The sequence below is a fragment of the Rhizobium sp. 01N424 genome (assembly GCF_056399485.1).
In genome coordinates, this window is record NZ_JBFTRK010000009.1 from 117,874 (window position 1) to 139,224 (window position 21,351).

The 21,351-nt window shown below is 62.1% G+C and carries 23 protein-coding genes and 1 pseudogene; 8 read left to right on the forward strand and 16 right to left on the reverse strand.

Features of this window, described 5'->3' with window-relative positions; genetic code table 11:
• The first annotated feature begins 27 nt into the window (after nucleotides 1-27).
• Nucleotides 28-217, forward strand: a pseudogene (locus AC1DNK_RS21470) (hypothetical protein).
• Here the strand turns inward: AC1DNK_RS21470 and AC1DNK_RS21475 are convergent.
• Complete coding sequence (locus AC1DNK_RS21475; protein WP_477943234.1) at nucleotides 214-651, reverse strand: DUF1810 domain-containing protein; 438 nt, start codon at nucleotides 649-651, stop codon at nucleotides 214-216. The pseudogene AC1DNK_RS21470 and the gene AC1DNK_RS21475 sit on opposite strands and share 4 nt — an antisense overlap.
• Before the next feature lie 60 nt (nucleotides 652-711).
• Complete coding sequence (locus tag AC1DNK_RS21480) at nucleotides 712-975, reverse strand: hypothetical protein (RefSeq protein WP_477943235.1); 264 nt, start codon at nucleotides 973-975, stop codon at nucleotides 712-714.
• 234 nt (nucleotides 976-1,209) lie between these two features.
• Here AC1DNK_RS21480 and AC1DNK_RS21485 point away from each other — a divergent pair, with 234 nt between their 5' ends.
• From AC1DNK_RS21485 to AC1DNK_RS21495, 3 genes are read left to right on the forward strand one after another with little or no spacing between them, the layout of a single operon-like run.
• Nucleotides 1,210-2,577 (forward strand): amidase, encoded by a 1,368-nt coding sequence (locus AC1DNK_RS21485; RefSeq protein WP_477943236.1) that lies wholly within the window; start codon nucleotides 1,210-1,212, stop codon nucleotides 2,575-2,577.
• A gap of 38 nt (nucleotides 2,578-2,615) precedes the next feature.
• Nucleotides 2,616-3,473, forward strand: a complete 858-nt coding sequence (locus AC1DNK_RS21490; RefSeq protein WP_477943237.1) for a sugar phosphate isomerase/epimerase family protein — start codon at nucleotides 2,616-2,618, stop codon at nucleotides 3,471-3,473.
• Between the two features lie 18 nt (nucleotides 3,474-3,491).
• Nucleotides 3,492-4,289, forward strand: a complete 798-nt coding sequence (locus AC1DNK_RS21495; RefSeq protein ID WP_477943238.1) for an HpcH/HpaI aldolase family protein — start codon at nucleotides 3,492-3,494, stop codon at nucleotides 4,287-4,289.
• On the opposite strand, the gene AC1DNK_RS21500 is transcribed toward AC1DNK_RS21495, so the two are convergent.
• The 11 genes from AC1DNK_RS21500 to AC1DNK_RS21550 form a co-directional block, all read right to left on the reverse strand.
• Nucleotides 4,286-4,963: a spermidine synthase gene (locus tag AC1DNK_RS21500; RefSeq protein ID WP_477943239.1), complete on the reverse strand. Its 678-nt coding sequence runs from the start codon at nucleotides 4,961-4,963 to the stop codon at nucleotides 4,286-4,288. The two genes, AC1DNK_RS21495 and AC1DNK_RS21500, sit on opposite strands and share 4 nt — an antisense overlap.
• A 51-nt stretch (nucleotides 4,964-5,014) precedes the next feature.
• Nucleotides 5,015-5,914 carry an ABC transporter ATP-binding protein gene (locus AC1DNK_RS21505; RefSeq protein WP_477943240.1) on the reverse strand — a complete coding sequence of 300 codons (900 nt, stop codon included), beginning with the start codon at nucleotides 5,912-5,914 and terminating at the stop codon, nucleotides 5,015-5,017.
• Entirely contained in the window at nucleotides 5,911-6,714 is an 804-nt protein-coding gene (locus tag AC1DNK_RS21510) for an ABC transporter ATP-binding protein (protein ID WP_477943241.1), read from the reverse strand. The genes AC1DNK_RS21505 and AC1DNK_RS21510 overlap by 4 nt, the downstream gene beginning before the upstream one ends.
• Entirely contained in the window at nucleotides 6,711-7,589 is an 879-nt protein-coding gene (locus AC1DNK_RS21515) for an ABC transporter permease (RefSeq protein WP_477943357.1), read from the reverse strand. The genes AC1DNK_RS21510 and AC1DNK_RS21515 overlap by 4 nt, the downstream gene beginning before the upstream one ends.
• 13 nt (nucleotides 7,590-7,602) lie before the next feature.
• Complete coding sequence (locus AC1DNK_RS21520; protein WP_477943242.1) at nucleotides 7,603-8,580, reverse strand: ABC transporter permease; 978 nt, start codon at nucleotides 8,578-8,580, stop codon at nucleotides 7,603-7,605.
• Between the two features lie 55 nt (nucleotides 8,581-8,635).
• Complete coding sequence (locus tag AC1DNK_RS21525; RefSeq protein WP_477943243.1) at nucleotides 8,636-10,285, reverse strand: ABC transporter substrate-binding protein; 1,650 nt, start codon at nucleotides 10,283-10,285, stop codon at nucleotides 8,636-8,638.
• 39 nt (nucleotides 10,286-10,324) lie between these two features.
• Nucleotides 10,325-11,347 (reverse strand): glycoside hydrolase family 3 N-terminal domain-containing protein, encoded by a 1,023-nt coding sequence (locus AC1DNK_RS21530; protein WP_477943244.1) that lies wholly within the window; start codon nucleotides 11,345-11,347, stop codon nucleotides 10,325-10,327.
• 21 nt (nucleotides 11,348-11,368) lie between these two features.
• Nucleotides 11,369-11,851, reverse strand: a complete 483-nt coding sequence (locus AC1DNK_RS21535; RefSeq protein WP_112514828.1) for a GNAT family N-acetyltransferase — start codon at nucleotides 11,849-11,851, stop codon at nucleotides 11,369-11,371.
• Between the two features lie 184 nt (nucleotides 11,852-12,035).
• Nucleotides 12,036-12,677, reverse strand: coding sequence for a ThuA domain-containing protein (locus AC1DNK_RS21540; protein WP_477943245.1), 642 nt, complete (start codon nucleotides 12,675-12,677; stop codon nucleotides 12,036-12,038).
• A gap of 18 nt (nucleotides 12,678-12,695) precedes the next feature.
• Nucleotides 12,696-13,796 carry a Gfo/Idh/MocA family protein gene (locus tag AC1DNK_RS21545; RefSeq protein ID WP_477943246.1) on the reverse strand — a complete coding sequence of 367 codons (1,101 nt, stop codon included), beginning with the start codon at nucleotides 13,794-13,796 and terminating at the stop codon, nucleotides 12,696-12,698.
• Nucleotides 13,797-13,829: 33 nt separating this feature from the next.
• Nucleotides 13,830-15,029: an ROK family protein gene (locus AC1DNK_RS21550; protein WP_477943247.1), complete on the reverse strand. Its 1,200-nt coding sequence runs from the start codon at nucleotides 15,027-15,029 to the stop codon at nucleotides 13,830-13,832.
• 205 nt (nucleotides 15,030-15,234) lie between these two features.
• Between AC1DNK_RS21550 and AC1DNK_RS21555 the strand changes: the two genes are divergently transcribed.
• From AC1DNK_RS21555 to AC1DNK_RS21570, 4 genes are all read left to right on the forward strand, one after another.
• Nucleotides 15,235-16,542, forward strand: a complete 1,308-nt coding sequence (locus AC1DNK_RS21555; protein WP_477943248.1) for an ABC transporter substrate-binding protein — start codon at nucleotides 15,235-15,237, stop codon at nucleotides 16,540-16,542.
• A 72-nt stretch (nucleotides 16,543-16,614) separates the two neighbouring features.
• Nucleotides 16,615-17,553, forward strand: a complete 939-nt coding sequence (locus AC1DNK_RS21560) for a carbohydrate ABC transporter permease (protein ID WP_112388405.1) — start codon at nucleotides 16,615-16,617, stop codon at nucleotides 17,551-17,553.
• A complete protein-coding gene (locus tag AC1DNK_RS21565; protein WP_477943249.1) occupies nucleotides 17,546-18,394 on the forward strand; it encodes a carbohydrate ABC transporter permease in 849 nt (282 codons plus the stop codon). The genes AC1DNK_RS21560 and AC1DNK_RS21565 overlap by 8 nt, the downstream gene beginning before the upstream one ends.
• A 66-nt stretch (nucleotides 18,395-18,460) precedes the next feature.
• Nucleotides 18,461-19,069, forward strand: coding sequence for a YdeI/OmpD-associated family protein (locus tag AC1DNK_RS21570; protein ID WP_477943250.1), 609 nt, complete (start codon nucleotides 18,461-18,463; stop codon nucleotides 19,067-19,069).
• Between the two features lie 3 nt (nucleotides 19,070-19,072).
• Here AC1DNK_RS21570 and thiD read toward each other — a convergent pair whose 3' ends face one another.
• From thiD to thiM, 3 genes are read right to left on the reverse strand one after another with little or no spacing between them, the layout of a single operon-like run.
• Entirely contained in the window at nucleotides 19,073-19,885 is an 813-nt protein-coding gene (gene thiD / locus AC1DNK_RS21575) for a bifunctional hydroxymethylpyrimidine kinase/phosphomethylpyrimidine kinase (protein ID WP_477943251.1), read from the reverse strand.
• Nucleotides 19,882-20,517 carry a thiamine phosphate synthase gene (thiE, locus tag AC1DNK_RS21580; protein WP_477943252.1) on the reverse strand — a complete coding sequence of 212 codons (636 nt, stop codon included), beginning with the start codon at nucleotides 20,515-20,517 and terminating at the stop codon, nucleotides 19,882-19,884. The genes thiD and thiE overlap by 4 nt, the downstream gene beginning before the upstream one ends.
• Complete coding sequence (gene thiM, locus AC1DNK_RS21585) at nucleotides 20,514-21,317, reverse strand: hydroxyethylthiazole kinase (RefSeq protein ID WP_477943253.1); 804 nt, start codon at nucleotides 21,315-21,317, stop codon at nucleotides 20,514-20,516. The genes thiE and thiM overlap by 4 nt, the downstream gene beginning before the upstream one ends.
• Nucleotides 21,318-21,351: the final 34 nt, after the last annotated feature.

Below are 21,351 nucleotides of genomic sequence, written 5' to 3' on the forward strand. Positions count from 1 at the left end.
TGGTCAGGAAGAACCCGTGGCAGTGATATGAACTACACCTATCTCCATCGTCTCTATGCCAAGCGCGCCGAGCTGGAAGCCAAGCTCGAGCTTGCATGAGGCGCGCGACTGCTTCGGCGACGAGGAGATAGAAGACGGTACCGAAGCGGATCTGCGGCAGCGCCTCAGCGAAGTCACCCAGGAAATCGACAATCTGGAGCATTCGCCGGGCGGCTAACTTGAAGCGTCCAGAAGCTCGACAGTCCGCTTGTCGAACTCGCCCTCGTAATATTTGTCGATCGCCCGGTGAAAGGCCGAGCCGTGGTCGCTGATCGCGGCAAACAGGGTGAGCGACGAGCGGAACTTCAGATCATCCGGCGACCCGAGAATGTCATGAGCGCTCCGGCCATCCGCCGCCAGCATCGCATCGACGCAGCGAAGCAACCTGGTTCCAAGGATCGGATCGGCGAGATAGGCGGCAGCTTCCGCGGCAGAGCGGATGGCGTATTTCTCCGCCATCGATGAAGTTCCAAGTCCTGCGATCTGCGGAAAGATGAACCACATCCAGTGCGATCGCTTGCGGCCCGCCTTCAGCTCGGACAGAGCCTGGCCATAAATGCCGTTTTGTGCGTCGATGAAACGATCGAGATCGTAATTCAGGTCACTGGACATGGGGCGCCTCCCTTTGCGGGGAACATATGGGAGACGGCGTGGATTTCCATCGTGCTGCCGTCAGCAGCCTCTTTCGGCGTAGGGGCTATATTCGCGGCACGCATCCAGATGGTGGTGGGAGTGCGGAACAGCGGCAATTGCCGAGGTCGTCACCGGATCGGTTATGACAGGCGTGGCGAAGTGGCCGGTGAGGCCGACGATCGCAAGAAGCGCGATCGCTGATACTACGACGAGCCGCTCGATGCCTGAAAGCCTCTGGGCCTTCACATGTTCGGCATAATCCTGCTCGCCGTCGCCGGCGCTAAAACTGTCAAAATTGGTCATGGCATGAAACTCCGAGTATCGCCGCGAGACCTGCCATGAGCTAACCGCTCACAGCGGGTGGGAGCCCGCGTGCGCCACACATTTATGTAGCCGCCTCATCGAATTTAAGCCGTCGCTCAGCAAACGCTGTGTTCAGAAAATGGTATCAATAGACGTTATTGCCCAATCCGGTACTGGCGATGAGCGGCGATCCGCGATAGTTCTTTGACCCAGCAGAGATTGCGGATTTTTTCCATGACCAAATCATATGGCGCAATGTCCATTGCGCAGCTTTCTGTCCTTATTCAAAGCGGTGAAGCGGATCCTGTCGCAGTGACGGAATCGATCCTCGACGGTATCAAATCCTATCCGGATCAGACGATTTTCCTCGAACTGACCGAGGATCGCGCCCTTTCGGAAGCCAAGGCATCGGCCGAGCGCCTGAGGCAGGGCCGGTCGCTCGGCGTGCTCGATGGCATACCGATTGCCTGGAAGGATCTCTTCGATATCGAGGGCATCCCGACGACGGCGGGCTCGACCGTTCTGTCCGATGCGCCGGCGGCAAAGAGTGATGCGGCTATCGTCACGGCGCTGAAGCAGGCCGGGATGATCGCCGTCGGCCGCACCAATATGAGCGAATTCGCTTTCTCTGGCCTCGGCATCAATCCGCACTACGGCACGCCGCACAACCCGCACGGCAAGGACCAGCCGCGCATTCCGGGCGGCTCGTCTTCGGGTGCGGGCGCTGCCGTCGCCGCGGGCCTCGTGCCGGTTGCCATGGGCACCGATACCGGTGGATCGGTGCGTATTCCGGCGGCGTTGAACGGCATCACCGGCTACAAGGCAACCCACGGCCGTCACGCCATGGGCGGGGTCTTCCCATTGTCCGGAAATCTGGATTCGCTTGGTCCGCTCTGTCGCACAGTGCAGGATGCCGTGTGGGTGGACGCGGCAATGCGCGGCCGGACTTCGTCCGAGATCACCCGGCGCCCGATCGAAGGTCTTGAAGTCGTCATTCCCGAGAATGTTGTATTCGACGGTGCCGAGCCCGGTGTTGTCGCCACCTTCGAAGCCACAGTCGAGCGGCTGAGCCGCAAGGGCGTCCGCTTTACGCGCATCAAGATGCCAGTCTTCGACGAGATTTTCGCGTTGATGGCAAGATACGGTGCGCTTGTCACCGCAGAAGCCTTTGCCCTGCACCGCGAGCGTCTGGCGGGGCCGGAAGCGGCGCGGATGGACCATCGCGTCGTCATGCGCACCCGGCTCGGCGAGCGCACGACCACTGCCGATTATATCGCCATTCTGGCTGAACGCCGCCGGATGATCGCCGAGAGCGAGGCGCTGATCGCTGGCCGGTTGCTCGCCTTCCCGGCAGTCGCCCATGTCGCGCCGCCGATCGCGCCGCTGGAAGCCGATGACGAGCTCTTCATTGCCGTCAACGGCAAGACCCTGCGCAACACGCTCATCGGCAATTTCCTCGACTGGTGCGGCGTCTCGATGCCCTGCGGTCGCGGCGATGCGGATATGCCGGTCGGCTTCCTGCTGTCGGCGCCTGCCAATTGCGACGAAGCGCTGCTTTCGGCGGCGCTCGCGATCGAGCCGGCGGTGCAGGAGGGGTTCTGACCGGCCCGAAAATTATCTGAAATCGGAGGAATAAGATAATGACGTCATTGCCGAACGGCCGCTTTGCGGTCTCCACCTGGTCGCTGCACCGCCTGTTGGGGCCGACCTATCCCTACAGCCCAGATCCGGCAAAGAGCGCTGCGCGCCAGGAGCCGTACGGGGCAGGTGGGGCATCGCTGATAGAACTGCCGAAGCAGCTTGCCGAGCGCGGCATCCATCGCCTCGAAGTCTGCTCCTTCCATCTGCCGAGCCTCGATCCGGCCTACCTCGCCGAGTTTCGCGCCGCGATGAAGGCGTCGGGTATCCTGTTCCAGACGCTGCTCGTCGAAGACGGCGATCCGAGCCATCCTGAAAACGGCGAGCGCGATATCCGCTGGATGGCCGGCTGGATAGAGATCGCCAAGGCGCTCGGCGCCGAGAACATGCGGGTGATCGCAGGCAAGCAGAAACCGTCGGAGGACAACCTGCAGCGGGCGCTGACGAACCTGAAATGGCTGGCCGCGCAGGCCGAGGGAAGCGGTGTCCGCGTCGTCGTCGAGAACTGGTTCGACCTGCTGCCGGCACCCAAGGAGATGAACTGGCTGCTCGACGGTCTCGACGGCAAGATCGGCCTCAATGGCGATCTCGGCAACTGGGCGGCGCCGGCGAAATATGCCGGTCTCGCCGATATCATGGGCCGCGCCGAGCTCTGCCACGCCAAGGCTGACTACAGCGCCTCCGGCCTCGGCTCGGACGACTACGGCAAATGCCTGGAGACCAGCCGATCGGCGGGTTATGCCGGACCATTCACGCTGATCTACGACTCGCCCTTCTTCGCGGACGAGTGGGACGGCATCCTGTTGCAGAAGGCCTTCGTCGAGGACTTCTTGGACACGCGCCAACGCGCAATCGCTTGAAATGCAAGGAGACATGACATGAGCGCCCCATCGGCTATCGACGGCTTCGCAGCAAGGATCAAAAAGGGCGGCCACGGCGGTCTGGTTTCCGCCTGGATCGGCATTCCCTCGCCGCTGATGGTCAATCATCTGGCGCAGGAGGATTTCGATACGCTCGTCCTCGACATGCAGCATGGCATGTGGGACCTCGGCACAGCGGCGGCGACCGTCTCGCAGATCAGGGCGGCGGGGAAGCCGGCGCTGGCGCGCATTCCGGTCGGTGATTTTGCGGCTGCCTCGCGCCTGCTCGATGCCGGTTTTTCCGGGATCATCGCGCCGATGGTCAATTCCAAGGCAGATGCCGAAGCACTGGTCAGCTTCACCAAATATCCGCCGCTCGGTGAGCGCAGCTGGGGACCGACTCTGGCCCTGAACCACACGGGCATTTCGGCCAGCGATTATCTGAAGACCGCAAACGATCTGACCGTGACGATCGCCATGGTCGAGACCCGCGCCGCACTCGCTGCCGTTGATGACATTCTTGGCGTTGAGGGTATCGACGGCATTTTCGTTGGCCCTTCGGATCTCTCGATCGCGCTGTCCAACGGCGCCAAGGTTGCCCCTGATACGCCGGAGATCGACAAGGAGCTGTCGCATGTGATCGCCCGCTGCCGGGCGCACAAGAAGTTCGTTTGTGCCTTCGGCAGTGATGGGGCGCGGGCCGGCGAAATGCTGACGCTCGGCTGCGATCTGGTGATCGCGGCTGGCGATTCCACGCAGTTGCGCAATGGCGCGGCCCGCGAGATCGCCAGCGCCCGCAAAGGCTTCAAGGCTTAACGGTTTGGCTTCACGGCCAGCCAGATAACATGACGCGCGCCGCGGCCCTTGCCGGCGCGCGTACTGACCGCTTCGGTGGAAAAGCCGCCATCCTTGAGACGGCGCGTAAAGCTGGTGTCCGGCCCTGACGACCAGACAGCCAGAACGCCGCCGCCGCGCAAAGCCGCCTTGGCCGCACTGATGCCGCCGAAATCGTAGAGCCTGTCGTTGGACTTGCGGGTCAGCCCGTCCGGGCCATTATCGACGTCGAGCAGGATCGCATCGAAACCGGCCTTCGCGGCGCGTATCGCCTCACCGACATCGCCTTCGAAGATCGTCACCCTGGGATCGTCGAGGCATCCCTTGAACACCTCGGCCATCGGCCCGCGCGCCCAGGTGACGACGGCCGGAACCAGCTCGGCGACGACAACCTCGGCGTCACCGGGGACGACGGCGAGCGCCGCCCGCAGCGTGAAACCCATGCCGAGGCCGCCGATCAGCACCTTCGGCCGCTTGCAGGTCTTGATGCGCTCGTAGGAGAGGGTGGCGAGGGCTTCTTCGGAGCCGCTGAGGCGGCTGTTCATCAGCTCGTTGGCGCCGAGCATGATGGAAAATTCCGAACCGCGCTGCTTGAGCCGCAGGTCGCCGCCGTCGCCGGGGATGGTTGCCTTGTCGAGTTCGATCCAGGGGAGCATGCCGTTTCGCCTTCCGTTCGGCCGCTCCCCTAGCACAAGCGATAAATGAAGTCACAGGCTGCGGGCAAAATGTCCCGGTGATGCTTCGATGATGGTGTCCTGGGTGGCGGCAGCTGCCTTGCGGATGCCATCGACCTCTTCCGGCTTCAGCCGCGTCTTCGGATCGTCGAAGCGGACATCCGGATCCGGTACCGCCGACAGCAGCAGCCGCGTATAGGGATGGATCGGATTGTCGATCACCTCTGAAGTCGGTCCCCATTCGACGATCTGGCCGGAATACATGACAGCGATATCCTCGGCGACATAGCGCGCCGTGGCAATATCATGAGTGATGTAGAGAAGGCCGAGATTCATCTGCTGCTTCATCTCGTTCAGCAGATTGAGGACGCCGAGGCGCACCGAGACGTCGAGCATCGAGGTCGGCTCGTCCGCCACGATGATTTCGGGCTTTGCAGCAAGCGCACGCGCGATGTTGACGCGCTGGCGCTGGCCGCCGGAGAGCTCGTGCGGATATTTCGGGGCGACGAGATCGGGGTCAAGGCGCACGCGCTCGAGCAGCTCGCGCACCGTTGCCTCGAGCGCCGACGCCTTGATGTCGGGGCGGTGCAGCTTGAGCGGCCGTGTCAGGTGATAGGCGATCGTATGCGCCGGGTTCAGCGAGGCGAACGGATCCTGAAAGATCATCTGTACCGAACGCCGGTAGTCGGCGAGTTCGGCACGGCCTGCGGCCTCGACAGGCTTGCCCTTGTAGAGGATTTGGCCCGAGGTCGGCGCATATTCGCGCATGGCCATGCGGGCGCATGTCGTCTTGCCGCTGCCGGATTCGCCGACCAGGGCCAGGGCGCGGCCGGGGTGGAGTGCGAAGGAGATCGACCGTGCGGCATGCACCGTCGAGCTGCCGTGTCCGAACGTCTTATCGACCTTGTCGAGAGAGAGGATCGCTTCGCTCATGCGAGCACGCCTCCATGCAATGAGGGGAAGGAGGCCCAGAGCTTTTTCGTATAGTCGTGCTGCGGGTTCTTGTAGATGTCTTCGGCACTGTTCTGCTCGACGAGCTTGCCCGCCAGCATGATGCCGATGCGGTCGCAGAACTGCACCATCAGTCCGAGATCATGGGTGATGAACAGCACCGAGAAGCCAAACTGGCGGCGCAGCTCGTTGATGCGCTGCAGGATCTCGCGCTGGACGACGACGTCGAGCGCTGTCGTCGGCTCGTCCATGACGACGAGCTTCGGATCGAGCGCCATGCAGATGGCAATGACGATGCGCTGGCGCATGCCGCCGGAAAACTGATGCGGATAGTTGCGCATCCGGTCCGGGGCGATATCGACGAGCTTCAGCATCTCGGCGGCCCGTTCGCGGGCCTCAGCCCTGGTCATTCCCTTGTGCTTCTTCAGAACGTCATAGAACTGGTCCTCGATGCGCAGAACCGGGTTGAGCGAATTCATGGCACTCTGGAAGACCATGGCGACTTCGCGCCAGCGGAAGGCTGCCAGTGCCTGCGGGTCGAGGTCGAGGACCTCGCGGCCGGCAAGCAGGATTTCGCTGCCCTTGCGGATCAGCGCCGGTGGCTTGTGCAGGCGGCTGATGGCAAAGGCGATCGTGCTCTTGCCGCAGCCGGATTCGCCGGCAAGGCCGAAGACTTCGCCGGGGGCGACGTGGAAGCTCACGTTGTCGACGGCGCGGAAATCCTTTTCCTCGCCGATATAATCGATGGTCAGGTTCTTGACCGACAGCAGGGGCTGGCTCACAGGCGGCCCTCCCCGGTGCGGATCAATGTCTTCCAGCGGCCGAGCTGACCACCGGTGCGAAGCCGCGGATTGGCGACCTCGTCGACGGCGAAATTCAGCAGCGACATGCCGATGCCGAGCAGCGCCAGTGCGAAGCAGGGCGTCAGGATGTCCCACCAGGCGCCGACCGAGAGAGCGGATGCCTTTTGTGCGTTATAGAGCATGGCTCCCCATGAAACGGCTCGGGGATCGCCGAGACCGAGGAATTCCAGCGTCGCTTCGGTGATGATCGCGAAGATGACGCTGCCGATGAAATTGATGCCGACGATCGAGATGACGTTCGGGAAGATCTCGAACAGCATGATGCGCCATTGCGGCTCGCCCATCGTTTCTGCCGATTTGACGAAATCCTTCTGCTTGACCGACAGCGTCTCGGCGCGGGTGACGCGTGCGCCCCAAGCCCAGGAGGTTCCGCCAAGGATGAGCGCGATGACGAGCGGGCTTGCTTGGCCGATGAAGGCGGCAAGCACGAGCAGCAGCGGCAGGTTCGGAACGACGAGCACCATGTTGGTGAAGAAGCTGATGACCTCGTCGGTCTTGCCGCCGCGGTAGCCTGAGATGATCCCCAGCGCCGTGCCGACGATGGTGATCAGCAGACCGGCTCCGAAGCCGACGGCAAGCGAGGTTCGGGCGCCGTAGATCAGCCGCGAAAACACGTCCTGGCCGATGCGCGTCGTGCCGAGAAGATGATCGAGCGACGGCGCCTGATGCGGACGGCCAGTGCGCGCCGTCGGATCATATTGCGTGATCAAAGGCGCGGCGATCGCCACGATGATTATGAAGAGAATGATGGCGACGCCAATAAGTGCCTTGCGGTTGCGCAGCAGGCCGGAAATGAGGGTCTTCATGTCACGCTCCCTTCAATCGCGGATCAAGCAGCACGTAGCTGACATCGACGATGAAATTGGCGACCAGCATGGTGGTGGTCATGATCAGGAGCTGTCCCTGGATAACGGGGTAATCGCGGGCCAGGATTGCCTGGTAGAGAATGTTGCCGAGGCCGGGATAATTATAGACCACCTCCGTGACCAACGATCCGCCGAGGATGGTGCCGATGGCGATGGCGAGCGACGAGACGGTCGGCAGCAGCGCGTTGCGCGCGGCATACCAGATCATCACGTGCCGGTCCGAGAGCCCCTTGGCGCGCGCCATGACGATATAGTCCTCGCCGAGCAGGTTGATCATGTTGTTGCGCATGGTGACGGCAAAGCCGCCGGTCATGACGGCGCAGAGCGTGATCATCGGCAAGACGGCGTGGTAGAGTACGCTGCCAATATATTGCAGCGTGAAGGCCGGATCGAGCGACGGATCGGCGGCATAGCCGTTCGGAAACCAGCCGAGCGTGAAACCGAAGATGAAGACGACGATCAGCGAGGTGACGACGGCCGGAACCGAAGTGGCGAAGATTGCGACGACCGAGACGATGACGTCGAAAGCGCTGCCACGGCGCCAGGCGGCGAGGATGCCGAGGAAGCTGCCGGTGGTGAAGCTGATGACCGTTGCGGTGCCCATCAGGCCGACGGTCCAGACGAGGGCATGACCGAGAACCGAGGTGACCGGCAACGGGAAATACTTGACCGAGCGGCCGAGATCACCGGTGAAGATACTGCCGAGATACGTCAGATATTGCTGCCACAGCGGCCCGTCCACGAAACCGAAGGTCAGCTTCAATGCCTGCAGGCTCTCCGGCGGCAGTTCGGCGCCGGCGCTCGAGAACATGATCTGCACCGGGTCACCCGGCATCAGGCGCGGCAGGAAGAAATTGATCGTTGCCGCCGCGATGAAGGCTGCCAAGTAGAAAGCCAGGCGGCGTAGCAGGAAAGCCATGGAAACTCCGTGAAACCGGGAGCGGCTGAGGGGAGCCGCTCCCGAGGGTCCGTGCTTACTTTACCGGCTCGAGAGCGAGCAGGTTCAGAAGGCGAGCGGGGTTGGTGCGCGAGATGGACGGATTGACGAAGGGGTTCTCCTTGGTCGACCAGCCGGTGAAGCGCTTGGTGTTGTACTGATACCAGTTCGGGTTGTTGAAGACCGGGATCATCGGCAGATTTTCAGCAACGATACGCTGAGCCTTGTTCATCGCTTCCTTCTGCTTGCCGAGATCGGCGGTCTGCGTGAACTGGGTGACGAGAGCCTCTACTTCAGGATTGAACCAGCGCTGCGCCGTGAAGCGTGTCTTGCCCTTGTCCGAAGCGCTGAAGGCGCGCTTGTAGGGATAGTAGGGCGACGACGAGGCTGGCAGGCTGTTGATCGCGGCGTCGAACTTGCCTTCGATCAGATCCGAGGTCCAGACGGCTTCTTCCGGGGTCTCGATCTTGGCGTCGATGCCGACGGCCTGCATGCCTTCGATGGCGATGTTGACGGTGTCGATCCAGTCGGTCCAGGAGTTCGGAACGATGATCGTGAAGGAAATCTTCGAACCGTCAGGATTGTCGCGGAAACCGTCGCCATCCTTGTCTTTGTAGCCGGCTTCGTCGAGAAGCGCCTTGGCGGCATCGGCGTCATAGGCTGCCGACTTGCCGAAATCGGCCTTCACGGACGGGTCCGCCCAGCTCTTGTAGAGCTCGCCCATCAGGCCGGGATCTTCGTTCAGCGTCGGATAGCCGTAGCCTGCGACGTCGATCATCGTCTTGCGGTCCAGCGACATGGAGACCGCGCGGCGGAACTTGACGTCGTTGAAGGCCTTCTTGTTGCTCTCGTTGGCGGTTTCCTGGTTGAACAGGAAGGCCACCATGCTGCTCGGCGAGTACCAGTAGTGATAGTGATCAGGGTCCTTCGAGACATAGACATTGTCGATATCGGGAATGAAGGAGACGCCCCAATCGAGCGTGCCGTCGGCGGTCGCCGTCAGGATCTGGTTGTTGTCGGCGAGCTGCGGGAAGCGCATGCAATCGACCTTCAGGTGCTCGGCATCCCAATAGTTCGGGTTGCGGCACTGGTCATAGGTCTGGCCGGTGAAGCGCGGAACTTCGGTCAGCGGGCCGCTGCCGACAGGGGTTTCGTTGGCGAAGGTGACCGGATCGGCAACGTCCTTCCAGACGTGCTCGGGAACGATCGGCAGCTGCGACAGCTGTTCGGCGGCGAGCGAGCTCGGGTCCTTCAGCGTGAAGCGGACGGTCTGGCCATCGACGGCTTCGACGCCGGCGATGAAGCTCCAGATGCTGACGAAGTCGAGAGCCGGGAACTTCTTGAGATATTCGTAGGTGAACTTGACGTCGGCAGCCGTCAGCGGCTTGCCGTCCGACCACTTGAGGCCCGAGCGCAGCTTGAACTCGATCGTCTTCAGATCGTCGGACTGCTTGAAGCTTTCGGCCAGGCGGAAGACCGGCTTGTTGCTGTCGAAGCGGTTGAAGATCACCAGCGGCTCATAGATGAAGTCGAGCGTGGACTGGCGCGATGACGTCTGGTTGAACGGGTTGAAGTTGCGAACCCAGGTCGTCGCCGGTTCGATGTTGGCGGTCAAAACGGTTTGCGCCATTGCGGTGCCGGACAGCAGTGACAGAGCTGTTGCGGCGGCGAATATGTATTTTTTCACTTTATTCCCCTTGGTTGGTTGCTTCGCGAACCGGGCTGGTCAGGCGGCCAGCACGGTCTTGAACATGTCCTCGACTTCCGCATGTGCAGCGCGGACGTCGATCTTGAGATTGCCGAGGCGGGCTTTGCCGGCCTCGATACGGGCAAGTGCTGCAGCTGTGAGCGGGCGGGCGGCCTTGGCGGCTGCTTCGCTTTCCGGAATGTCACCGTGGCTGTGAAGCGCGATGTCGAAACCGGCGTCGAGCACCTGCTTGACGCGTTCCGGCATGGTGCCCTGCAGCGATTCCATGAAGATGCAGTCCGAGATCAGCACGCCCTCGTAGCCCACGTCCTTGCGGATCACGTCATGCATGACCGGCGAGATGGAGGCGGGCAGTTCCTTGTCGTAGGCGGTATAGACGACGTGGGCGACCATGGCCCAAGGCGTGTCCTTCAGCGCCACGAAGGGCTTGAAATCGGTGGCTTCGAGTGTCTCGCGCGATGCATCGACGACTGGGCGCTCCTTGTGGGAATCGAGCGTTGCGCGGCCGTGGCCCGGAATGTGCTTCATGACAGGCATGTTGCCGGTTTCGAGCAGGCCATCGACGACCTCGCGGCCGAGGGCGGCGATGATGTCGGGATCGGCACCGAACGAGCGGGCGCCGATGACGGCGCTCGTGGTCGGGAAGACCAGGTCGAGAACCGGCGAGCAGCCGCTCGTGAGACCGAGCTCGGTCATCATCGCGCCCATGGCCTGGGAGGAAAGACGAAGAGCACGCTTGGCGAGTTCGAGATCACGCTGAGCGAGCTCGGCAAAGGCGCCGAAGCTGCGGAAGAGCGGCCATGGACCGGCATCCAGATGCTGGACGCGTCCGCCTTCCTGGTCGGTGAAAACCGGCGCATCCTCACGGCCAACAGCCTCGCGGAAGCGTTCGATCAGCACCTTGACCTCGCTCGGGGTCTTCAGGTTGCGGCGGCCGACGAAGAGACCAAGCGGATTGGTTTCGCGAAACAGCGCGAACTCATCGTCCGACAGGGTCGGGTTGGGCATGCCGACGAAAAGGGCGAGGGGGGTCTTGGACACTCTTTATGCTCCGGTATCAGTTCAGGTCTTCGGCTTGCTTCTGAGCATGCCTTCGTAGATGCCCTTGTCGGGCGCGGGGATGGGTACGGCGCCAGCGGTCTTGGCGTAGAAATCGACCGGGCCCGCATCGCCGATGAAGGCATAGGCGTGGCCAAGCGTCTTCATCGTCTGAAGGCAGGCGGAAAAGAGGGCGAGGCCGATGCCCTTGCCGCGGGCTTCAGGTGCCACGCCGGTCGGGCCGAAGAAGCCGCGTGCCGTGGTGTCGTAGCAAGCAAAGCCGAGAAGCTTGCCGCCATCGACGGCGATCAGGCACGCATTGGGCTGGCGGGAAAACGCCACGGTGACTTCGCTTGCCCAGTTCTCGCTGAAATGCTCGCGAACCCAGGCGGTAACGACATGCATTTCCGGCGGCAGGGCCGGACGGATGGTGACACCGGTTTCATCGGCCTTTAATCTCAGTCCGTCGAGCGTCTTCGAATATAGGTTTACCAGCAGGTCGGGCACCTGTCGTCCTCCAATATTCCGTTATTACGGAATGTATACCCTTTTAATGACATAGACTTCGTCGTTTCGATCCTGGATGTCAACAGGGAATCTGGTGGAGGACAGAACGCCGCGCAGGGGGCGGCAAAACGCAAATAGCCCGGCGCTGCGCCGGGCTATCCAAGGCTCTTGCAAGATCAGTGATTTAGCGCGCTGCCCAATTGGCTCCGCGGCTGAAAATGGTCTTCATTTCAGGTACACTGAATTCCTTGGCCTGATGGCCGAGCGAGGAATAGAAGACGCGGCCCTTGCCATATTTGCGCTTCCAGACCACGGGCATCACAACGCCGTCGATCCAATAGGCATGGTCGCCGGTGAAAGTGGTGGTAGCCAGCACTTCGTTCGACGGATCGACATGCATGTAATATTGCTCCGACGTGTAGGGGAAATCGACGATCCCCTCCATGACAGGGTCATCGGGCCTGGTGATGTTGACCTTATAGTCGATGATATTGCCGGGGTGGGCCACCCACTGGCCGCCGATCATGAACTGGTATTCGACGCACTCGCGAAAGCTGTCGCCGGCGCCGCCGTGGTAACCGGCAATGCCGACGCCGTTTTCCACAGCCGCGGCCAGGTTCTTGATCTCTTCCTTTTCGATCTTCGACATGGTGACGATCGGCACGACGAGGCTGAGATCGTGCACGGAAGGGTCGGCGAAGGCTTCGGTACTATGCTCGACATAGACCTTGAAGCCGTCCTCCTCCAGCATGTCCTTGATGATGACGGCGCATTCCTGCGGCTCGTGGCCGCTCCATCCGCCCCAGACGATCAGTGCTTCACGCATGCATATTCCTCCTGAAAATTACTTGGCGAGCCGCCCGTCAACGAGCGATTCCGAGAGCGGCGCGGGCCGCTCCGTGGCCGTGGTGATGGTGACCGTGCGGCCGCTTTCCGAGGCCGTGTGGAAGGCTTCCATGACCTCGAGCACATGCAGCGCCAGGCTGCCATTGGCGCGATGCGGTCGGTTCGAGCGGATGGCATGGGCAAGATCGGCTACGCCGATCGAGCGGTAGTTGCCATCGGCATAGGGTAAGGTCAGTTCCTGCGGCTCGAAGCTGCCGCCCTTCTTGAGAAACTGCACTTCTCCGCCGAAATGGTTCGGATCGGGGACGATCAATGTGCCCTCGGTACCGTAGAGTTCCAGCGGCACATGCTTGTGGCCCGCAACATCGAAGCTCATGCCGATCTGCACGACCGCGCCATTGGCAAACGCCATGACACCGGCCACATGCGTCGGCACGTGAACCGGGATCTTCTCGCCGTTGCGCGGTTCGCTGGTGATGACGCGCTCCTTGCGCGGTGCCACGGCAAAACCGGCAACCTGCGCGACCGGGCCGAAGAGATTGACGAGATCGGTGATATAATAAGGCCCCATATCGAGCATCGGTCCGCCGCCGACTTCATAATAGAAGGCCGGATTCGGGTGCCAGCGCTCATGGCCCGGGCACATGAAGGTCGCGGTGCCGCCAACCGGCTGGCCGATGACGCCGTTATCGACGAGAGTCCGCGCCGTCTGATGGCCGCCACCGAGGAATGTATCGGGCGCTGCGCCAATGCGAAGATTCTTCGCCTTGGCGGCTTCCGCCAATTTTTTCCCTTCCGCGAAATTAATGCCGAGCGGCTTTTCGGAATAGGTGTGCTTGCCTGCGTCCAGCGCCTGCAGGCCAACGGCGACATGGGCCTTCGGCACCGTCAGGTTGACGATGATCTCGATCTTGGGATCGGCGAAAAGCTCGTCGATATTCTTTGCCGGGACGTTGAATTCCGCGGCTTTCGCATCCGCCAGATCGCGGTTCAGGTCGGCCACGCCCCGGATGTCGAGGATCGGGAAGGAAGCCATCGCCTTCAGGTAGGCGCCCGAAATATTGCCGCATCCGATGATGCCGATACCGACTTTTTCCATAAATTCCTCCCAGGATATGTATCTGTCTCAGCGCTACAGCGCCGGCCCCGTGGTGCTCCAGGGCGATTCATAGAGTTCGTAAAGCGCGACGGCGGCAGCACCCTGCGCCCAGAAATCGTCGCTGGAATCGTCGAAGATGAGTTCGGTCACGCCCTTCAGCGACGGCGGGATCGCCACCGCATAGGCATCGCGAAGGCTGTTCAGGAACGGCTCGCCGAGCGCCAAGCTGGAGCCGACGAGGATGACGCGGGGCGGCGCGAACAGGGTCACAATATTGGCGATCGTCAGCCCAACGGCCTCACCGGCGCGAATGGCCGAGGCGATCAGCGTATTGTCTTCAGCCTTGATCAGCGCCTGGGCATGGGTCATGCCGCGGCCAAGGCGGATCGCCTCGGCGAAACGGCCGTCGGCCTGCTGATCGCCGAGGATGGCGCTTTCGCCCGCCTGAGTGCAGAGGCGTACCGTGCCCTGCGGCCCCATGCCGAGCACGAGGTCGCCGAGATTGTGGCTGAGGCCGCCCGCGCCGCGGAACAGCTGGTTGCCGTGCAGCACCCCGAGCCCCAGCGTTTGTTCGAGCGAAATCAGCACCATGTCTTCCAGGTCGCGCGCCTTGCCGAACCAGTGATGGGCAAGCGTGATGGCGTGGGCGTCGCTCTCGACGATCGTTGATGTGCCGAGCCGCGCCGTCATCTCGGCGGCGAAATCGACATTCACTTCGCGGAAGATCGGACTGCTGCGCACATGGCCGGTGCGATGCTCGATGACACCGGGAAGGCCTAGGCAGACGGTATCGACATCCTCGAGCGAGAGCCCGGCATCGACCACGCAGCGGCGCACGCCGTCTTCCACGAGATCGGCGATGACGGCAATCGGCTGCCGATCGATCCGGATCGGAAGCGTCAGCTTCGACAGTACGTCGCCGCGAAAATCGGTGACGACGAAAATCATGCGGTTGGCGGCGATCTTGGCGCCGACGACGCGGGCGGCATCCGGGTTCAGCTCCAGCATCACCCGCGGTCTGCCGCGCGCCGCCTCGTTGCGGATGTCGCCTTCGTGCCGCGGCAGGATGAGGCCGTCGTCAAGCAGCGAAGCGGTGATCGCGGAAACAGTCGTCGTCGACAGCTGGGTGCGTTCGCTGATCTCCACACGCGAGATCGGCCCGTGGCGGCGGATCGTATCCAGCACGTTCAAGCGATTGATCGCGCGCATCAATTCGGGATCTGCGGTCTTCATGAAATCTAGCCGGGCAATCGCTTGAATGGGGCCGTGACCCAAATATTTTCGACGGGTTACGAATTAAATAACAGGCAGTAACAGGCCTCTGTCAAGCCGGAACGGCAAAAAATTGGGCGGTTGGGTTGACATTGTGCCAAAGCTCCGTTGAATTAATCCGCATAGGGGAAAAATTGTGAGGATGGAGCCCCTGGGAGGAAAAATCATGACGTATATGCACAAGGGCCTAGCCCTTCGCGGCAAGCGTATTGCATTTCTGGCAGCCGCTGCAGGGGTTTCGCTGATACTCGGCGCTGGTGCGGCTTCGGCGAAGACTGTCGTTAAATGGCTGCATCTGGAGCTTGATCCGAAATTCGTGGCGAAATGGGAAGAGATCGTCAAGAAATACGAAGAGCTGCATCCCGATGTCGATATCCAGATGCAGTTCCTGGAAAACGAGGCCTTCAAGGCCAAGCTGCCGACGCTTCTGCAATCCGACGACGTGCCCGATTTCTTCTACAGCTGGGGCGGCGGCGTCCTGAAGCAGCAGTCCGAAACCGGCGCGCTGCAGGAAGTCACGGCCGCGCTCGACGCTGATGGCGGCAAGCTGCGCAAGCAGTTCACGCCCGCTTCCGTGAACGGCATGTCCTTCGACGGCAAGGTCTGGGCCGTGCCTTACAAGGTCGGCCTCGTCAGCTTCTTCTACAACAAGGAGCTGTTTGCCAAGGCCGGCGTGAAGGCTGAAGACATCAAGAGCTGGGCCAATTTCCTCGATGCCGTGAAGAAGCTCAAGGACGGCGGCGTCGTGCCGATCGCTGGTGGCGGCGGTGAGAAGTGGCCGATCCATTTCTACTGGAGCTACCTCGTGATGCGCGAAGGCGGCCAGAAGGTGTTCGATGCCGCTAAGAAGGGTGAGGGCGAAGGCTTCCTCGATCCGGCGATCATCAAGGCCGGTGACGATCTCGCCGCGCTCGGCAAGCTTGAACCCTTCCAGCCTGGCTACCTTGGCGTGACCTGGCCGCAGGCGCTCGGTGTCTTCGGCGACGGCAAGGCGGCGATGATCCTCGGCTTCGAGAACACCGAAGCCAACCAGCGCAAGAATGCCGGTGACGGCAAGGGTCTGGCGCCCGAGAATATCGGCCGCTTTGCCTTCCCGGCGGTCGATGGCGGCGCGGGTAAAGCTACTGATACGCTCGGCGGTCTGAACGGCTGGGTGGTCACCAAGAAGGCGTCCAAGGAGGCGATCGACTTCCTCGCCTATCTGACGAATGCCGATAACGAGCGGGAAATGGCGAAGAACGCCATGCTGCTGCCGGTCGCCGTCGGCGCCGATGACGGGGTCGTCAACCCGCTGCTCGCCGAATCCGCCAAGCAGCTCGCCGGATCCACATGGCATCAGAACTTCTTCGACCAGGATCTCGGCGCCGCCGTCGGCCGCGTCGTCAATGATGTCTCGGTGGAAATCGTCTCGGGCCAGATGAGTTCGAAGGATGGCGCCCAGCAGATCCAGGACGCGTTCGAACTGGAGCAGTGATCCACTCCGCATTCTCTTCCCGGCGCCCGCAAGGCGCCGGGACCTGATCAGGCGCATGCGAAAGCAGGACACATGGCTGACATTTCCGTTTCAACTGGCATCGGCGCGAAAGGCCTTTCCAAGAGTGCGCGAAAGAACCGCAGTTCGATCGCGCATGACCGCTGGGCCATCCTGCTGCTCTTCCTGCCGCCGGCGCTGATCCTCTTCACGCTCTTCGTCATCATGCCGATGGGCGAGGCGGCCTGGTACAGTTTCTACAAGTGGAACGGCTACGGCACGCCAACCGAATTCATCGCCTTCAAGAACTTCCAGGTGCTGTTCCGCAATGCCGCCTTCAGCCAGGCGCTCATCAACAACGGCCTGATCATCATCATCTCGATCGCCATCCAAGTGCCGCTGGCAATCTGGCTTTCGACCATGCTGGCGCACCGCATTCCAGGTGTCGTCACTTACAGGCTGATCTTCTTCCTGCCCTACGTCCTGGCAGATGTCGCGGCCGGTCTCATCTGGCGCTTCGTCTATGACGGCGACTATGGCCTGTTTGCCGCGACGGCCAATTTCTTCGGCTTTGCCAATCCCTATGTGCTGGCCGACAAAGACGTGGCGATCTACGCCGTGCTCGGCGTCGTCGTCTGGAAGTACTTCGGCTTCCACATGATGCTGTTCATCGCCGGCCTTCAATCCGTGGACAAGAACGTGCTCGAAGCAGCCGATATCGACGGCGCTTCCGGCTGGCAGAAATTCCGCTACATCACCTTGCCATTGCTCGGCTCGACGCTCCGCCTGTCTATCTTCTTTGCGGTCATCGGCTCCCTACAGCTCTTCGACATGATCATGCCGCTCACCGGCGGCGGACCATCGAACTCGACGCAGACGATGGTCACCTTCCTCTACACCTACGGCGTCATGCGCATGCAGGTCGGCCTTGGCAGCGCCGTCGGCGTCGTGCTGTTCATCATCTGCGTGACGCTCGCCTTCGGCTACAAAAGGATTTTCATGCGCAATGACTGAAACGACTGACACCATTCGCATGCAAACGGGGACGAAAGTCTATCTCTACGTCTCGCTGACACTGATCGCCGCCCTCGTGCTGATCCCGCTGCTGACAACGGCGCTTGGCGGCTTCAAGACGCTGGGCGATCTCCGCGTCAATCCGTTCGGCCTGCCGGCCGAATGGCAATGGTCGAACTATACCGATATCCTCTTCGGCGAGCGTTACTGGCTGCAGATCTTCAATTCGCTGGTCATTGCGGTGCTGACCGTGTCGCTGACACTGATCGTYTCGTCGATGGCGGCCTTCACCTTCGCGCATGTGCGCTTCTTCGGCTCGTCGTTCCTGCTGAATTATTTCCTGCTCGGGCTGATGTTTCCGGCTGCCACCGCCATCCTGCCGCTCTTCATCCGCATCCGCGATCTCGGATTGCTGGATACCTATTGGGGCGTGGTGCTGCCGCAGGTGGCCTTTGGCCTTGGTATGAGCATTCTCTTGTTCAGGAACTATTTTCGCAACCTTCCGGAAGAATTGTTCCAGGCCGCCTTCGTCGATGGCTGCGGCTATCTGCGCTTCTTCTGGTACATCTCGCTGCCGCTATCTCGGCCGATCATCGCCACGGTCAGCATCATCTCCTTCGTCGGCAGCTGGAACAGCTATATCCTGCCGCTGATCATGCTGAATTCGGAATCGAAATATCCCTGGCCGCTCGGCATCATGGTCTATCGCGGCGAATTCGGCACCGAATGGCAGCTGGTGCTGGCCTTCATCACGCTGACGATCATGCCGACCATCATCGTCTTCTTCCTTGCCCAGAAGCACATCATTGCCGGTTTGACGGCGGGTGCGGTCAAGTCCTGAGCGAGTTGAAGTTTGCGCCGCGGCCGCTACCATGGCCGGGCGCAGGCTTCACGGGGGATAAAGCGAATGGCTCCGATCGTCGTCGATCCGGACAGGGTGCATGAATTCAGCAATGCCGGGGAATTCTACGACTGGCTTTCGAAGCATCACGATCAAGAAAGCGAAGTCTGGATCCGCATCTTCAAGGTGGCCTCGGGCCTGCCATCGATCACGCCCGTCGAGGCGATCGATGCCGTGCTCTGCTGGGGCTGGATCGATGCGGTGCGCAAAAGCCTCGATGAGAAGAGCTATTTGCAGCGCTACACCCGGCGTACGAAGAACGGCACATGGAGCCAGATCAACGTCGACAATGTCGCACGACTGATCAGTGAAGGCCGGATGACCGGTCACGGTCTGCGCGAGGTCGAGGCCGCCAAGGCCGACGGCCGCTGGGACCGTGCCTATGGCAGCGGCAAGAACATGAAGATCCCCGACGATCTGCAGGCGGCGATCGATGCCGAGCCGAAGGCAAGCGAGATGCTTGCTGTCCTTAGCGAGCAGAACCGTTTCGCGCTCGCCTTCCGCATACACAATATGAAGACGCCTGCGGGCCGGGAGCGAAAGATCGCCGCTTTCGTCGAGATGCTGGCGAAAGGCGAAACGATCTATCCGCAGAACATGAAGCCTAAGGGCTGAGTCTCAGAACTTGGCCCCGTCCCAGAGCGCATGAAAGTGCTGCACAGGGCCGTGGCCGGAACCGACGGTCAGTTCACCGGCTGCCGCGACCGCATCAGCGAGGTATCGTTTGGCAATGCCGACCGCAGCCTCGGGCGACTCGCCTTTGGCGAGCTCTGCGGCAAGTGCGCTCGACAGCGTGCAGCCTGTGCCATGGGTATTCCTCGTCGCAATCCGCGGCGCCTCGAACCAGGTGATGTGGTCAGCGCTCGCCAGGACATCGGGGCTGTCGGCGCCACCGAGATGCCCGCCCTTGAGCAGCACCATCTTGGCACCCAGCGCCAGCAGTCTGCGCGCCTGATCCTGCATCTCATTCCGGGTTTCCGCATGTTGCTCGCCCAGCAGCGCGGCCGCCTCCGGTAAGTTCGGGGTCAGCATCGTTGCGAGCGGCAGGAGACGCGTGGTTAGCGCGCCGATCGCAGCAATGTCGAGGAGGGTGGCGCCGCCCTTGGCGATCATGACGGGATCGAGCACGATGGGGATGCCGCGATGCGGCTTCAGGGCATCGGCGACCGCCTCGGCAATCGCGGCATTGGCGATCATGCCGATCTTCACCGCATCGACGCGCACATCGGCGAAAACCATGCGGATCTGCTCGGCGACAAAGTCCGGAGAGACCGTCTGCACGGCGGAAACGCCGGTCGTGTTCTGCGCCGTCAGCGCCGTCAGGACGGCCATGCCGTAGGTTCCGCGTGCAGAGAAAGCTTTAAGGTCGGCCTGGATACCGGCGCCGCCCGAAGGGTCGGACCCGGCAATCGAGAGGACGTTACGGATCATGAGCGTGCCTTTCTGATGCTGGCTGCGATGGCTGCGGTCGCCGCCTTCGGATCGGGCTGGCCGCAGATCGCCGAGACGATCGCAAGGCCCTCGGCGCCGGTGGCAAGCACCGGACCGACATGCTCGGCCTTCAGGCCGCCGATCGCTACGGAGCGAACCGGGCAGGCGCGAACGAGATCGGCCAGACCTGCAAGGCCGATCGGTTGCTTATGGTCAGGCTTCGTCGCGGTGGCAAAGACCGGGCCGATTCCGGCATAATCGACGATGGCGGGATCCACCGCGGCGGCAAGCGCCGCCGTCTCGACCGACAAGCCGAGGATCATGCCCGGCCCGATCTTCCGGCGAGCTTCAATCGCGCCGAGATCATCTTGGCCGATATGCAATCCGTCGGCACCGAGCGCGATCGCCGCCTCGACATCGTCGTTGACAATGAGCAGCGCGTTGCTGCCCGTGAGCACATGCTGCAAAGCCCGGCCGGTTTCGATCATTTGCCGGGTGTCCGCCGTCTTGTCGCGCAGTTGCACGATGGTCGCCCCGCCGGCAACGGCGGCACGCGCGGTTTCGACAAGCCCGTATCCGGCACAGAGATCCGGATCGAGGACGAGATAGAGGGAGAGGTCGAAGGTCTTCACGCCACGCTGATCCTTGCCGCCTGATCGAGGCCCGGACCGTCGATTGCCGCGAGCGCATCAAGGAAACGCCAGGAGAAGGAGCCGGGGCCTTTCGCTTCCAGCGCCGCCTGTTCGCCGGCGACGGCAAACATTGCCAGCGCTGCGACCGTCGCATCGAAAGTCTCCTCGGGCGCAATCGCGGCAAAGGCGCCGGTCAGGCAGGTCAGCGAGCAGCCGAGCGCGGTGATCTGCGGCATGAGGGCCGAGCCGCCGGCGATCCTGACAGCACGCGTCCCATCGGTAACGAAATCGACCGAACCGGTGACCGCAACGACTGCGCCATACTGCGCGGCAATGCTGCGCGCCGCACCTTCGGCCTGCTCGACGGGGTCGCGGCTGTCGACGCCCTGGCCACGGCTTTCGCTGCCGGCAAGCGCGATGATCTCCGAAGCGTTGCCGCGGATGATCGTTGGGTTGAGGTCCAGGAGTGCGGCCGTCGTTTCGCGGCGGAAACCAGTGGCGTAGTGGGCGACCGGATCAAGAACCCAGGGCTTGCCGTTGCGGGCAGCCGCCTTCGCTGCCTGCTTCATGCCACTGACCCAGGCGGGCGACAGCGTGCCGATGTTGATCGTCAGCGCCCCTGATATCGCCGCGAACTCACCGGCTTCCTCCTCTGCATGCACCATGGCAGGCGAGGCGCCCGCCGCCAGCACGACATTGGCAGCAATGTTCATCGCGACGTAGTTGGTGATGCAGTGGACGAGTGGCGGCGCGGCGCGCAGCGCGGTCAGCAATTGTCCGGGTGATCTCGAAGTCGTCATCTTGCGTCCCTTTTGGAGCGGGGCAAGACGCGGG

What these genes read in the sequence shown, in the direction of transcription:
- AC1DNK_RS21550 (WP_477943247.1), bottom strand. Translation starts at nt 15,029, where the DNA reads ATGAAGACCGCAGATCCCGAATTGATGCGCGCGATCAATCGCTTGAAC.
- thiD (WP_477943251.1), bottom strand. Translation starts at nt 19,885, where the DNA reads ATGATCCGTAACGTCCTCTCGATTGCCGGGTCCGACCCTTCGGGCGGC.
- AC1DNK_RS21490 (WP_477943237.1), top strand. Translation starts at nt 2,616, where the DNA reads ATGACGTCATTGCCGAACGGCCGCTTTGCGGTCTCCACCTGGTCGCTG.
- AC1DNK_RS21560 (WP_112388405.1), top strand. Translation starts at nt 16,615, where the DNA reads ATGGCTGACATTTCCGTTTCAACTGGCATCGGCGCGAAAGGCCTTTCC.
- AC1DNK_RS21555 (WP_477943248.1), top strand. Translation starts at nt 15,235, where the DNA reads ATGACGTATATGCACAAGGGCCTAGCCCTTCGCGGCAAGCGTATTGCA.
- AC1DNK_RS21485 (WP_477943236.1), top strand. Translation starts at nt 1,210, where the DNA reads ATGACCAAATCATATGGCGCAATGTCCATTGCGCAGCTTTCTGTCCTT.
- AC1DNK_RS21570 (WP_477943250.1), top strand. Translation starts at nt 18,461, where the DNA reads ATGGCTCCGATCGTCGTCGATCCGGACAGGGTGCATGAATTCAGCAAT.
- AC1DNK_RS21540 (WP_477943245.1), bottom strand. Translation starts at nt 12,677, where the DNA reads ATGCGTGAAGCACTGATCGTCTGGGGCGGATGGAGCGGCCACGAGCCG.
- AC1DNK_RS21545 (WP_477943246.1), bottom strand. Translation starts at nt 13,796, where the DNA reads ATGGAAAAAGTCGGTATCGGCATCATCGGATGCGGCAATATTTCGGGC.
- AC1DNK_RS21505 (WP_477943240.1), bottom strand. Translation starts at nt 5,914, where the DNA reads ATGAGCGAAGCGATCCTCTCTCTCGACAAGGTCGATAAGACGTTCGGA.
- thiM (WP_477943253.1), bottom strand. Translation starts at nt 21,317, where the DNA reads ATGACGACTTCGAGATCACCCGGACAATTGCTGACCGCGCTGCGCGCC.
- AC1DNK_RS21500 (WP_477943239.1), bottom strand. Translation starts at nt 4,963, where the DNA reads ATGCTCCCCTGGATCGAACTCGACAAGGCAACCATCCCCGGCGACGGC.
- AC1DNK_RS21480 (WP_477943235.1), bottom strand. Translation starts at nt 975, where the DNA reads ATGACCAATTTTGACAGTTTTAGCGCCGGCGACGGCGAGCAGGATTAT.
- AC1DNK_RS21475 (WP_477943234.1), bottom strand. Translation starts at nt 651, where the DNA reads ATGTCCAGTGACCTGAATTACGATCTCGATCGTTTCATCGACGCACAA.
- AC1DNK_RS21520 (WP_477943242.1), bottom strand. Translation starts at nt 8,580, where the DNA reads ATGGCTTTCCTGCTACGCCGCCTGGCTTTCTACTTGGCAGCCTTCATC.
- AC1DNK_RS21495 (WP_477943238.1), top strand. Translation starts at nt 3,492, where the DNA reads ATGAGCGCCCCATCGGCTATCGACGGCTTCGCAGCAAGGATCAAAAAG.